General features: G+C 58.3%; 12 protein-coding genes. All 12 read left to right on the top strand.

Annotated features, from left to right (window positions below; translation table 11 throughout):
- Positions 1-38 precede the first annotated feature (38 nt).
- The 12 genes from FN828_RS15755 (at position 39) to FN828_RS15700 (ending at position 12431) form a co-directional block, all read left to right on the top strand.
- Positions 39-893 (top strand): SDR family oxidoreductase, encoded by an 855-nt coding sequence (locus FN828_RS15755; RefSeq protein WP_028284935.1) that lies wholly within the window; start codon positions 39-41, stop codon positions 891-893.
- Positions 894-930: 37 nt separating this feature from the next.
- The gene (locus tag FN828_RS15750) at positions 931-1737 is read left to right on the top strand and encodes an ABC transporter ATP-binding protein (protein WP_036538081.1); all 807 of its coding nucleotides are present in this window, start codon (positions 931-933) and stop codon (positions 1735-1737) included.
- Complete coding sequence (locus FN828_RS15745) at positions 1730-3649, top strand: AMP-dependent synthetase/ligase (protein ID WP_142494383.1); 1920 nt, start codon at positions 1730-1732, stop codon at positions 3647-3649. Before FN828_RS15750 ends, FN828_RS15745 begins: the two co-directional genes overlap by 8 nt.
- Positions 3650-4537, top strand: a complete 888-nt coding sequence (locus FN828_RS15740; protein WP_142494382.1) for a branched-chain amino acid ABC transporter permease — start codon at positions 3650-3652, stop codon at positions 4535-4537.
- A gap of 3 nt (positions 4538-4540) precedes the next feature.
- Complete coding sequence (locus FN828_RS15735) at positions 4541-5614, top strand: branched-chain amino acid ABC transporter permease (RefSeq protein WP_028095207.1); 1074 nt, start codon at positions 4541-4543, stop codon at positions 5612-5614.
- A gap of 10 nt (positions 5615-5624) precedes the next feature.
- Positions 5625-6434: an ABC transporter ATP-binding protein gene (locus FN828_RS15730; protein ID WP_043753147.1), complete on the top strand. Its 810-nt coding sequence runs from the start codon at positions 5625-5627 to the stop codon at positions 6432-6434.
- 33 nt (positions 6435-6467) lie between these two features.
- Positions 6468-7706: an ABC transporter substrate-binding protein gene (locus FN828_RS15725; protein ID WP_407496257.1), complete on the top strand. Its 1239-nt coding sequence runs from the start codon at positions 6468-6470 to the stop codon at positions 7704-7706.
- 97 nt (positions 7707-7803) lie between these two features.
- Positions 7804-9054: an ABC transporter substrate-binding protein gene (locus tag FN828_RS15720; RefSeq protein WP_043753095.1), complete on the top strand. Its 1251-nt coding sequence runs from the start codon at positions 7804-7806 to the stop codon at positions 9052-9054.
- 79 nt (positions 9055-9133) lie between these two features.
- Positions 9134-9910 carry an enoyl-CoA hydratase/isomerase family protein gene (locus FN828_RS15715; protein WP_028284927.1) on the top strand — a complete coding sequence of 259 codons (777 nt, stop codon included), beginning with the start codon at positions 9134-9136 and terminating at the stop codon, positions 9908-9910.
- A gap of 11 nt (positions 9911-9921) precedes the next feature.
- Positions 9922-10704: an enoyl-CoA hydratase/isomerase family protein gene (locus tag FN828_RS15710; protein ID WP_142494381.1), complete on the top strand. Its 783-nt coding sequence runs from the start codon at positions 9922-9924 to the stop codon at positions 10702-10704.
- A gap of 42 nt (positions 10705-10746) precedes the next feature.
- On the top strand, positions 10747-11505 hold the full coding sequence (locus tag FN828_RS15705) for an electron transfer flavoprotein subunit beta/FixA family protein (protein ID WP_028284925.1): 759 nt from the start codon (positions 10747-10749) through the stop codon (positions 11503-11505).
- Complete coding sequence (locus FN828_RS15700) at positions 11505-12431, top strand: electron transfer flavoprotein subunit alpha/FixB family protein (RefSeq protein WP_142494380.1); 927 nt, start codon at positions 11505-11507, stop codon at positions 12429-12431. Before FN828_RS15705 ends, FN828_RS15700 begins: the two co-directional genes overlap by 1 nt.
- Positions 12432-12489 lie beyond the last annotated feature (58 nt).

Genomic DNA, 12489 nt, shown 5'->3' with positions numbered 1-12489 from the left:
ACTGGCAGCTGCCCCTAATGGGAATGGGAGGAGGCGTCATGAATAAGACGCAGTTTGGGTCTTCGAGGGAGGACCTATCAAAACGTGCAACCGTTTACGCAAGCGGTTTATTCACCGGCAAAGTCGTTGTGGTGACCGGGGCCGGAGGCGGATTGGGGCTGGCAATTGCGACCTTGTTCGCAAGGCTCGGGGCCAATCTGGCGATCAATGGACGCAACGAAGAGAAACTGGCTTTGGCCAAGGAGTTCCTTGAAAGTTTCGGGGGCGAAGTTTTCGCTGTGCCTATGACCATCCGGGAGCCTGAGCAGGTCGAGGATTTTGTCGCCAAGACGAACCAGGAGTTCGGGGCGATTGACGTATTGGTGAACAATGCTGGGGGTCAGTTTCCGCAAGCAGCGTTGGAGTTTAGTCCAAAGGGCTGGAATGCGGTCATAGACACCAACCTGAACGGCACGTGGTGGATGATGCAATCCACGGCGCGCCACTGGGTTGCCAACAAGCAATCGGGCTCCATCGTCAACATCGTGGCCGATATCTGGCGCGGCATGCCCGGCATCGCGCATACCTGTGCGGCCCGGGCAGGGGTAGTTTACCTGTCCAAGTCGGTTGCGGTGGAGTGGGCCCCGCACGGTATCCGAGTGAACTGCGTGGCGCCGGGTTGCTGCGAAAGCAACGGTTTCGGGAACTACCCTCCGGAGGGTTCTGCGACCTTTCAGGACTCCAACCCGATGCGGCACGCCGGGGACGAATGGGATGTCGCTGAAGGGGTTGTCTATATGGCGGCGAATTCAGGGAAATTCGTAACCGGAGAAGTTCTGAACATCGACGGTGGGCAGCAATTGTGGGGGGATCCATGGCCAACGGGGCGGCCGGACTACTTCCGGATTACCTGATGTTGGCCGTGAACCTTAGGGGGACAATGATATCTAGATGACGACTAAGATTAAAACAGCAATCGGAGCCGATGATGGGGCGATACTGGAGTGCAGCGGGGTCGAGCGACGGTTCGGCGGCATCGTCGCTGTCACCGGTGTGGACCTCGTCATTCGGCAGGGGGAAATCTTTGGACTTGTCGGCCCGAACGGCAGCGGCAAGACAACACTGACGAACGCAATTACCGGGTTCTACCCACCGAATGTGGGGACTGTCCGGTTGGCAGGAAAGGAAATCACGGGTACGGCACCTCACAAGGTTGCCAAGCTCGGCGTCGCCCGGACGTTCCAGAATCTTGCCTTGTTCAACGGGATGAGCGTTCTGGACAACATCCTGCTGGGGCGGCACATCCACATGAAACCGGGCGTTCTGCGCACCGCGCTTTACTGGTGGGCAGCACAGCGTGAAGAAATCGAAAACCGCAAGATCGTCGAAGAGGTGATCGAGTTTCTACAACTCGAGAGCATCCGGCATGAGTTGGTCGATGGCCTTCCGATCGGGTTGAAAAAACGGGTCGAGCTGGCGCGGGCATTGGTGGCCGAGCCACAGATGCTGATTCTCGATGAACCGATGGCCGGCATGAACCAGGAAGAGAAAGGGTATATGTCCCGTTTCATTCTGGATGCCCGTGCCGAACGCGGCGTCAGCGTTCTGCTGATCGAACACCATATGGATGTCATCACCGGCATTTGTGATCGGATGCTGGCCCTGAATTATGGTGAAATGATCGCCAGTGGCATCCCCAAGGAGGTTGTGAAGGACCCGCGGGTCATCGAGGCATATATCGGAGGGTCGCATGACTGATTTGACGAAGAAACAGTCTTCGGGCGGCGACACGATCGGCGCAATTCTGGCGCGGAACGCCTCGAAACACGGTTCGGAAATCGCGCTTCGCGAAAAAGAGCGTGGGATCTGGAAGGAAACCACATGGGCGGAATACGCCGAAGAGGTGCTGGCCTGCGCGGCCGGGCTTGAGAAAATCGGCGTAACACCGGGCAAGGCGGTGCTTATCCTGGGCGACAACCGGGCGCGGCTGTATGGCGGAATGCTGGCTATTTCGTTGCTGGGTGCCTATGCAATGCCTGCCTATCCCGGCGCGACGCTCGAAGAACTCCGGCACTTTCTTGGCGAAGTCGAAATCGTCGCGGCCATCGCCGAAGATCAGGAACAGGTTGACAAGATCCTGGAACTGAAGGACGCGGGCGCCGAGGGCATCGACCACATCATTTATGATGAAGCGCGCGGTCTTGGCTTCTACGAGGTTGAAGGACTGTTGTCCTGGGATCACCTGATCGAAGTTGGTCAGCACGATCTGAACGAAACCCCGGGCCTGCGTGAGGAACTGCTTAGTCGTGCGAAGCCGGAAGATCCGGCCATTTTTCTGCACTCCTCCGGAACGACGGGCGCGCCGAAGGGCATCGTACTGAGTCAGAAGAACGTTCTTGCTGCTGCTCGGAATGGACATGCGGCGGGTGCCTTCGACGAAAATGAGGAGATCCTCGCGTACTTGCCGATGGCCTGGGTGGGAGACTACGCCATAACCGTTGCCGCGGCACTCCTTTGGCGTTTCACCGTGAATGTGCCTGAGCGCCAGGAAACGGTCGTGCGCGACATGCGCGAGATCGCTCCGACATTCTATCTGGCGGCGCCAAGAAGCTGGGACCAGATGCTGACGACAATCCAGGTTGGTATCGAAAATTCGACCCCTTTAAAGAAGTGGCTGTACCATTTTTTCATGGATCGGGCCATCGCGGCGGAAACGCGCAAGCTGAATGGCAAAAGCGGCGGTGTTCTTGAGCCATTGGGCCGGCTTCTGGGCGAGGCGATTGTTTTCGGTCCGATCAAGGACCAGTTCGGGATGAGCCGCCTCAAGAATGCGTTCACCGGCGGTGAAGCGATCGGGGAAGACACCTTTGTGTTCTACCGCGCCCTGGGGATCAAGTTGCGTCAGCTCTACGGCCAGACCGAGAACAGCGCGATCAACGCGATTCAGGCTCCGGGCGAGGTCCGTCTTCATACGGTTGGCAAACCCGCGCCTGGCGTCGAGGTCAGCATTGCCGAAGACGGTGAGATCCTGGTGCGCTCGGACAGCGTGTTTAAAGGGTACTTCAACAAACCCGAAGCGACCGCCGAAGCCCTTGACGGCGGGTGGCTGCATACAGGTGATGCCGGCTATCTGGAGGACGACGGACACCTGGTTGTTCTGGGGCGTGTATCCGAGGTCATGCACACCGCCGACGGTGAACGTTACGTTCCAAACTACATCGAGAACCGGTTGAAATTCAGCCCGTATATCAAGGATGCGGCCGTGATTGGCGCCGGGCTGAAGGAACTGACGGCGATGGTCTGCGTGGATTTCGAGGCCGTGGGGCACTGGGCCGAAGTGAACGGCGTACCTTACGTGTCATATGCCGATCTTTCTCAGCGTGAAGAGGTCGCGACGTTGCTTCGCGAGGCCTTCCAACGGGTCAACAAGGCCGTCACCGAACCATTGCGCCTGCAACGCTCTGTCAGTCTGCCGAAAGAATTCGACCCGGACGATGGTGAAATCACGCGAACCCGAAAACTGCGGAGGAAGGTCGTTCAGGAACGCTATGCTGACGTGATCGCGGCGCTCTACGACGGTTCAAAAGAGGTCCATGTAAGCGCGCAGGTGACTTACGAGACCGGGGAAGTAGGGAAGGTCGAAAGAAGCCTTCCCATCAGGGAGGTATAAATGGACTGGGTCTTTCTATCAGAGCTTGCGATCAACGGAGCCTTGACGGGTCTGCTGTACTCGCTATTCGCCATCGGCCTCGTGCTGATTTACAAGGCATCTTCGGTGCCCAATCTGGCGCAGGGCGGGTTGACCATGGTCGGGGCCTATGTGGTCCTGGCGCTGGCACGCGACGTGGGTTTACCCTTGTGGCTGGCCATCCCTCTGGCTGCGGTTGTAATGTTAGGCCTTGGGTTCGGCATTGAGCGTGTTGCCCTGCGCCGTCTCGCAGGTCGGCCGGTTGTCATGATCTTGATGCTGACACTCGGCCTCGACATTTTCCTGCGGGGTACAACGCTTGCGATCTGGGGCGGGACGTCGCGTTCGATGGAACTGGGCGTCAGCTATGATCCGCTGTTCCTGGGCGACATCTTCATCAGCCGCATCCATCTGGTTGGTGCCGGTGTTGCGCTCGCCTTGTTTGTCGCATTCATGCTGTTTTTCCGAACCCGGACCGGGATCAAGTTGCGGGCGATCGCGGATGATTACATGGCTTCGTGGTCGGTCGGTATCGCGGTTGAGCGCGGCGTTGGGTTGTCCTGGGCATTGGCATCCGTTGTTGCCGTCGCCGCTGGCGTTATCTGGGGCGAGATTCAGGGTGTCGATCAGGCGCTGTCGCTGTTGCTTCTCAAAGGTCTGACGGTTGCCGTTCTCGGTGGTCTCGACAGTATCCTTGGCGCCGTGATCGCAGGCATCATCCTGGGCGTCGTCGAAAACGTTGGCGCTGATTTCCTCGATCCGCTTGTCGGAGGCGGAAGCCGTGAGCTTATCGTCGCTGCCGTGCTCATTCTTACCGTCATGATCCGTCCGCACGGGCTGTTCGGTCGTCACGACATCGAAAGGGTGTAAGGCATGTTTTACAGACTTTCTGGCGTCCATCACGCCAACTACGTTTCGGACAGCCGAATCTTCAAGGTGCCTGCTGACCGGAATCTGACAGCATTCATCTTCTTGATTGGCCTTGCCGCGCCATTCATCATCCCGTCGCTTTATCTGAACAGCTACATGCTTCCTTGGCTGATCTGGACGGCCGCCGCGCTTGGATTGAATCTGGTGACAGGTTGGGCAGGCCAACTTCACTTGGGTTATGCTGCAGTCATGGCCGTTGGAGCGTATTCGTCGATCCATGCCGCGCGTTTCGGGGTGCCGTGGGAATTCGCCCTTATCATCGGCGGATTGACGTCATCCGTGATCGGCAGCCTGTTCGCTTTTGCCGCTTTGCGGGTCAAGGGCCTCTATCTCGCTCTCACTACTCTCGCTATGCAATTCGTGATGGACTGGGTTCTGACCCACTCTCCGGCGATCTCGGGGGGCTCACACGCGTCGCTCCAGTCACCGACATTGGCGCTGCTCGGGCAAGAGATTACCACTGATACTGGCTTCTACTATGTCGCCTTCGGCTGGTGTGTGTTGGTGACGATCTTCATGCTTAATCTCAAGCGGACTGGACTCGGTCGCGCCTTGGTCGCTGTCCGGGAAAAAGACTTTGCGGCCGCGATCCTGGGTGTGAACAGTTTCTACTACAAAATCCTCGCATTCGCGACTTCTTCGTTCATCGCAGGCGTCAGCGGTGCGTTGCTTGTTGCCACCTTTTTCTTTCTCGCCGCACCCGAGCAATTCTCGGTTGCCGTTTCGATCCAGGTTCTTGCGATGGTGATTGTTGGCGGCCTTGGCAGCATTATCGGTTCCTATTTCGGTGTTGCCCTGATCCTTCTTGTTCCGGGTATCGTGAACGGTCTCGTCGTCACGTTGAGTGACGGGCTTGGCATGCAGATCGATGTTGAAACACTCGCTCACATCCCGAACGCAGTCTATGGCGCACTGATCGTCATTATCCTTCTGATCGAACCACTCGGTTTGGGAAAACTCTACGGCAACATCAGAGACTATCTGATGGTCTGGCCCTTCGATCAGTTCAAGAAATAGGGGAATGCCGATGCAAGAAAAAGTTGAAGCCCAGAACATTCTGTCCATGAACAGTGTCGAGGTGCTGTACGACAATGTAATGCTGGCGATCAAAGGTGTTTCGGTTCAGGTTCCAAAGGGCGAGATGATCGCACTTTTGGGTTCTAACGGAGCGGGAAAAAGCACCACGTTGAAAGCGATCAGCGGTCTTTTGAAAGCCGAGCGCGGACGCATCAGCCGAGGTGAGATAACGTTCCAGGGAACGGACATTACCGAAGCGCTCGCGCAAAAACGCGTCGAGATGGGCATCTGTCATGTCATCGAAGGGCGGCGGGTCTTCGAACACCTGACCCCCGACGAGAACCTGACCGCCGCCGCGCCACGCGGAATGTCCCGATCAACGCTGAATGCGGAAAAGGAAAAGATCTACGGATATTTTCCGCGGCTTGCCGAACGCAAAAATTCGCAAGCAGGCTATTTGTCGGGTGGTGAGCAACAGATGCTTGCCATTGGGCGGGCCCTCGTGACCCAGCCGAAGCTGTTGATGCTTGATGAACCAAGTCTCGGGCTTGCTCCGTTCCTGGTCGAGGAAATCTTCGGCATCCTGCAAAAGATCAATAAGGATGAGGGCCTGTCCGTCCTGCTGGTGGAACAGAACGCCTTGGCGGCTCTGGAAATCGTTTCGCAAGGGTACCTTATCGAAAACGGCCGCGTTGTTATGCACGGCACCGCCGAGGCGCTCAAATCTAACTCCGACATTCAGGAGTTCTATCTAGGCGGCGGAGAGACCGATTTTCACAACGTCAAGCACTACAGCCGACGCAAACGTTGGTTGAGTTGAGGTACTAATCAGAAGCTGTTCAGGGAGGAACAAATGAAGAAACTTACCAAAGCGTTGGCCGTATTATCAATGTTCGGCGGAGCAATGTTTGGCACCCAGGCGCTGGCCGAGCCATTCAAGATCGGCATCTGCTACGATCTCAGCAAAGCCTATACCTTTGCCACGCCGCAGGTTTCGCAGGCCGCGATGGACCTTGCCAAGCTCATCAACATGAAGGGCGGCATCGGTGGGGAACCGGTCGAAGTCATCGTGCGTGACCACGGGAACGAACCGCAGCGCGGAATCGAGTGCTACTCGAAACTCAGCCGCGAGGGCGTCTTTGTTTTCGATACCCTGTCCACTCCGGTGTCTCTGGCTATCCTGCCGCGGGCCATGGAAGACGGGCGTATCCTGATGCAGTCTCTTGTCGGGCGCGGCGATGCCGTTGATGGCACCGTCTTCGATTGGGTCTATCCGATCGGGCCGACCTATTGGGGACAGGCCGCCAACGATGTCGCCTACATCAAGCAATTGCATGACGGCGATCTGTCAGATGTGAAGGTCGGGTTTGTTTACTTCGATTATCCCTTCGGGCAGGAGCCGATCGAGATCCTGGAAACCCTGTCCGAGAAAGAGGGTTTCGAGCTTGAACTGTACCCCGTGCCACTGCCTGGCAGCGACCAGGCCGGCGTGTGGTCCAAGGTGCGCCGCGACAAGCCCGATCATGTGATCGTCTGGATGCTGGGCGGTGCCCATGTGGTTGCCTCGAAAGAGATGAAGCGCAATCGCATTCCGATGGACAAATACATCTCGGTCAACTGGCTGAACGAAGTCGATATCGCCAACATCGGTAAAGAGGCCGCCAAAGGTATCAAGCGCGGGACCAATGTCGTGGGCGGTCAGGATATTGCCCTGTATCAGGAAATCATGGCCGAGCTTTATGACAAGGGCGAGGGATCCGGCCCGATCGAGAAGACGCAGGACGTTTTCTACAACACCGGGCTGGCCATGTATTCGATCATGTTCGAAGCCGCGCGCAAGGCGGCGGAAGCCGAGGGGCTGCCGATCACTCCGACATCCTACAAGGCCGGACTGGAGTCGCTTGAGGGCTATGACGCGAACGGGCTGATGGCCCCCATTACGGTGACGGCCGAAGATCATGGCGGCGGGGGCAAGACCCGTATCGAAATGTGGGACGGAGAGACTTGGGTGCCGCAAACCGACTGGATCTCTGAGTACACGGACGTTGTGTGGGGTGTGGTTAAAGAGAGTTCCGCGAAATACGAGCAGTGAATGACTGATTGCAGGAAGTGTGACGCTACGCGGGGCGGCAGTGGCGCTTACGGAACGGTATCACCGCCCTACACTAAACCAACGGGAGATAGATAACATGAAAGTCAAACAGCACATTAAGGCAGTGGCCGTTGCTACTGCACTGGCAGCAAGCGCGACTGTTGCCTCAGCGCAGGACAAGGAGCCTATCCGCTTCGGACTCTGCTTCGACCTTAGTAAATCCTACACGTTCATTTCACCGCAGGTGGCCCAGGCCGCGCAGGACCTGGCGATGTACACCAACGAAAATGGCGGTATCGAAGGTCATCCGGTTGAAGTCATCATTCGCGATCACGGCAACGAACCGCAGCGCGGTGTGGAATGCTACGAGCAGCTCAAGCGCGAAGGCGTGTTCCTGTTCAACTTTCTGTCCACGCCGGTCACGAACGCGGTTTTGCCGCGTGCCATGAAGGACGGTAACGTACTGATGCAGTCTTTCGTTGGCCGCGGTGACGCGGTGGACGGCGAAGTGTTCGAATGGGTTTTCCCGGTCGGTCCGACGTACTGGCAGCAGGCGGCAAATGACGTTGCCTTCATCAAGGGTCAGATGGGCGGTGACTTGAGCAAGGCGAAGATCGGGTTCATCTATCTGGATTATCCCTTTGGCCAGGAACCGATCGAGATCCTGAAAACGCTTTCCGAAAAGGAAGGGTTCGAGTTGGAGCTGTATCCCGTACCCCTTCCCGGGTCGGATCAGGCCGGCGCATGGAGCAAAATCCGCCGCGACAAGCCTGACTACGTGATCAGCTGGCTGCTGGCGGGCGGGCATGTGGTCGCCTCGAAGGAAATGCGCCGCAACCGTTTCCCGATCGACCGCTATCTGTCGGTGAACTGGCTGAACGAAGTCGATATCGCCAATATCGGCGCACAAGAGGCGAAAGGCATCCTGCGCGGGACCAACGTGGCCGGTGGCCAGGAAGTTCCGATCGTCAAGACGATGCTGGACACCTACTATGCCAATGGCAAGGGCAGCGGTCCCGAGAGCCTGGTGCGCGACGTGTACTACAACACGGGCATGGCGATCTACTCGGCCGGTTTCGAAGCCGCGCGGATCGCAATTACTGAAAACGGTTGGCCGATCACACCGGAAAGCATGAAGAATGCCTATGAATCGATCGAGAACTTCGATGGAAACGGCATCATGGCCCCGGTTACAGTGACCGACAAAGACCACGGTGGTGGCGGCAAGACCCGGGTCGAGCAGTGGAATGGCGAAACCTGGGTTCCGCTGACCGACTGGAGCGCCGACTATCTTGACGTTGTTTGGGATGTCATCAAGCACAGCTCCGCGACGTTCACCGTCGAATAAGACAGAGCTTCCCCGCGGCAGACATGTCGCGGGGAAGCTTTCCGCAGTTAGATTGTCCCGAGAAAGCGAAGCAGGTATCATGAGCCCCATTGACGTGAAGATCGAAGACGGAATTGCGACCGTCTGTATCAACCGGCCCGAACGTAAAAACGCGCTTTCCGTGGCGGCGACGAACGGGCTGACCGACGCTTGGGAGAAGATCGAGGCGGATGACAGCGTTCGTGTGGCCATTCTGACTTCTGCCGATTGCGGCGTTTTCAGCGCCGGACTGGATCTGAAGGAAGCCACACAAATCGCACGCGACGAGGGTGTCGATATTCTGACCAAGATGCGCGACCCGTTTCACGAGACCATGCGCGCCTGCAAGAAACCGATCATCGCGGCGATGACAGGGTCGCTGATGGCGGGCGGCATGATGCTGACCTTGAATTGCGATCTGCGGGTCGGTCTCAAGGGGACCAAGGTCGGTATCACCGAAGTAAAGATCGGTCGTGGATCGCCCTGGGCATCGCCGGCACTGTCCATGCTACCGCAGCCCATCCTTATGGAAATCGTTCTGACCGGCGACTTGATGCCGATCGAGCGCCTGCACGAATACGGGTTCACCAACTATATCGAAGACACTCCCGATGCTGTCCGCGCAAGGGCATTTGACCTTGCCAAACGCATTGCCAGCGCGGCCCCGCTGTCGGTTGTTGCCGCGAAAGGCGGCGTTCGCGCGACCATGGACCTGGGCTGTGCGGGTGGCCTGAAAGAGGGCAAGCGCCTTCACGAGGTGGTTTACGCCAGCAACGACGCGATTGAAGGCCCAAAGGCCTTTGCTGAAAAGCGAGCACCCGTCTGGACCGGGACCTGATGGAGACTTGAATGACTGAGCTTATTCGCCTGGACAGGGAAGGCCCTGTCGGAATCCTGCGTTTTCTTCAGCCGACAAAACGCAACCCTTACAGCATCGGGTTCGTCGAAGAACTGGTGGCGCTTCTGCGCGAAGCCGAACGGGACGCTACGATCCGTGTCGTTGTTATGACCGGTGGCAATCATTTCAGCAGCGGCGGCGATCTTGTCGGGTTTCAGTCCGAGATCGCCAAAGGCGCGCGGGCGACGTCGGAAATGGTGGACCTGGTTCACGATGGCGGACGCGCGGCCTATCTGTTTCGCAAACCTCTGATTTCCGCGGTATGCGGCGTGGCTTTTGGCGCGGGCCTCAGCCTGGCCTTGTCGGCGGACATTGTCGTTGCCGCCGAAGATGCCCGGCTGTGCGAAGTATTTGCACGCGTCGGCGGTTGTCCCGACACGGGATCAAGCTGGCTGCTTCACCAGCGCGCCGGTGCGGGCGTTGCCCGGATGCTTGTGCTCACGGGCCGTGAAATCGACGGGCGCACCGCCAGGGACCTGCGCGTTGTCGAAGAATGCGTGCCGGCCAACCAGGTCGAGGTACGGGCGCTGGAAATTGCCCGCGAGATTGCAACGCACCCGATGTTTGGCGTTCAGACCGCCAAGCGTGTGATGCGCGCCGCAGCCGAGTGCAGCTATCTCGAGGCGCTGGATATCGAGCGCGATGCCCAAAGCGTTTTGCTGTGCGCGCATGACTTTCCCGAGGCCATGAAAGCGTTTTCGGAAAAAAGAACTCCAGAATTCAAAGACCGTTAGCTCGGTTGAAACCTTATCGCAAAACTCAAGGAGACCACGCCAATGAAGGTACTCGTGCCTGTGAAACGCGTGATCGACTACAACGTGAAGGTTCGTGTCAAAGCGGACGGAAGCGGTGTCGATCTGGCCAACGTTAAGATGTCGATGAACCCTTTCGACGAAATCGCCGTCGAAGAGGCGATACGCCTGAAAGAGGCCGGCAAGGCCGAAGAGGTGGTCGCGGTATCCATCGGCGTCAAACAGGCGCAGGAAACCCTGCGCACCGCACTGGCCATGGGTGCCGACCGCGCCATCCTGGTCGTTGCAGCGGATGACGTGCACCATGATATCGAGCCGCTGGCAGTGGCCAAAATCCTTGCCAAGGTCGTGGAAGAGGAACAGCCTGGTCTGATTCTCTGCGGCAAGCAGGCGATCGACAACGACATGAATGCCACCGGCCAGATGCTGTCAGCCCTGCTGGGCTGGTCGCAGGGTACCTTTGCCTCGGAACTGGACATCGACGGTGACAGCGCCGTCGTGACCCGCGAAGTTGACGGCGGCCTGCAGACCATCAAGGTCAAGATGCCCGCGATCGTCACCGTGGACCTGCGCCTGAACGAGCCGCGCTATGCGTCGCTGCCCAACATTATGAAGGCCAAGAAAAAGCCGCTGGATGAGAAGACCGCCGATGATTACGGCGTTGATGTCACGCCGCGTCTGGAAATCGTCAAAACCTCCGAGCCCGTGGCACGCGCGGCCGGTATCATGGTCGGCTCGGTGGACGAGCTGGTCGCAAAACTCAAAGAAGCGGGGGCTGTATAATGGCTGTTCTTCTTCTCGCAGAAGTGACCGATGGTGAACTGGCAATCGACGCAACCGCCAAGGCCGTGACCGCGGCCAAGGCCCTAGGCGATGTGACCGTTCTGTGCGCGGGCGCCTCTGCTGCTGCCGCAGGCGACGCCGCCGCCAAGATCGACGGTGTGACCAAGGTTCTGGTCGCCGAAGACGCATCGCTGGGTCACCGCCTGGCCGAACCGACCGCCGCGCTGATCGCATCGCTGGCCGGTGATTATGAACATATCGTCGCCCCGGCCACCACGGACGCCAAGAACGTCATGCCGCGCGTTGCCGCGCTGCTGGACGTGATGGTCCTGTCGGACGTGTCCGGCGTTGTCGATGGCAAAACGTTCGAGCGCCCGATCTATGCCGGGAACGCGATTCAAACCGTCAAATCGTCGGATGCGAAAAAGGTCATCACCTTCCGCACCTCGACCTTTGATGCCGCTGGCGAAGGCGGGTCTGCCTCGGTCGAAAGCATCGGTGCCGGGGACAACCCCGGCCTGTCGGAATGGGTCGAAGACAAGGTCGCCGCATCGGATCGTCCCGAACTGACCTCGGCCGGTGTGGTCGTGTCCGGTGGGCGCGGCGTCGGCTCCGAAGAGAACTTTGCCCTGATCGAGAAACTGGCCGACAAGCTGGGCGCCGCCGTTGGCGCATCCCGCGCCGCCGTCGACTCGGGCTTTGCACCGAACGACTGGCAGGTTGGCCAGACCGGCAAGGTGGTCGCGCCTGACCTGTATATCGCTGTTGGCATCTCGGGTGCGATCCAACACCTGGCCGGCATGAAGGACAGCAAGATCATCGTTGCGATCAACAAGGACGAAGAAGCCCCGATCTTCCAGGTTGCCGATTACGGTCTGGTTGCCGACCTGTTCGACGCCGTGCCCGAACTGACCGACAGGCTGTAAGTCATTGCGAAAAAATTACAAAAAGGCCCGCCTGTTTTGGCGGGCCTTTTTTGTACGA

It is taken from the genome of Thalassovita litoralis (genome assembly GCF_900182725.1).
GTDB lineage: Bacteria > Pseudomonadota > Alphaproteobacteria > Rhodobacterales > Rhodobacteraceae > Thalassobius > Thalassobius litoralis.
Note: the sequence above shows the minus strand (reverse complement) of the source record. Positions and strands in the feature narration are given on the sequence as shown.

Coding starts and splice junctions, on each gene's coding strand:
- FN828_RS15740 (WP_142494382.1), top strand. CDS start 3,650: ATGGACTGGGTCTTTCTATCAGAGCTTGCGATCAACGGAGCCTTGACG.
- FN828_RS15715 (WP_028284927.1), top strand. CDS start 9,134: ATGAGCCCCATTGACGTGAAGATCGAAGACGGAATTGCGACCGTCTGT.
- FN828_RS15735 (WP_028095207.1), top strand. CDS start 4,541: ATGTTTTACAGACTTTCTGGCGTCCATCACGCCAACTACGTTTCGGAC.
- FN828_RS15730 (WP_043753147.1), top strand. CDS start 5,625: ATGCAAGAAAAAGTTGAAGCCCAGAACATTCTGTCCATGAACAGTGTC.
- FN828_RS15720 (WP_043753095.1), top strand. CDS start 7,804: ATGAAAGTCAAACAGCACATTAAGGCAGTGGCCGTTGCTACTGCACTG.
- FN828_RS15700 (WP_142494380.1), top strand. CDS start 11,505: ATGGCTGTTCTTCTTCTCGCAGAAGTGACCGATGGTGAACTGGCAATC.
- FN828_RS15725 (WP_407496257.1), top strand. CDS start 6,468: ATGAAGAAACTTACCAAAGCGTTGGCCGTATTATCAATGTTCGGCGGA.
- FN828_RS15745 (WP_142494383.1), top strand. CDS start 1,730: ATGACTGATTTGACGAAGAAACAGTCTTCGGGCGGCGACACGATCGGC.
- FN828_RS15710 (WP_142494381.1), top strand. CDS start 9,922: ATGACTGAGCTTATTCGCCTGGACAGGGAAGGCCCTGTCGGAATCCTG.
- FN828_RS15705 (WP_028284925.1), top strand. CDS start 10,747: ATGAAGGTACTCGTGCCTGTGAAACGCGTGATCGACTACAACGTGAAG.
- FN828_RS15750 (WP_036538081.1), top strand. CDS start 931: ATGACGACTAAGATTAAAACAGCAATCGGAGCCGATGATGGGGCGATA.
- FN828_RS15755 (WP_028284935.1), top strand. CDS start 39: ATGAATAAGACGCAGTTTGGGTCTTCGAGGGAGGACCTATCAAAACGT.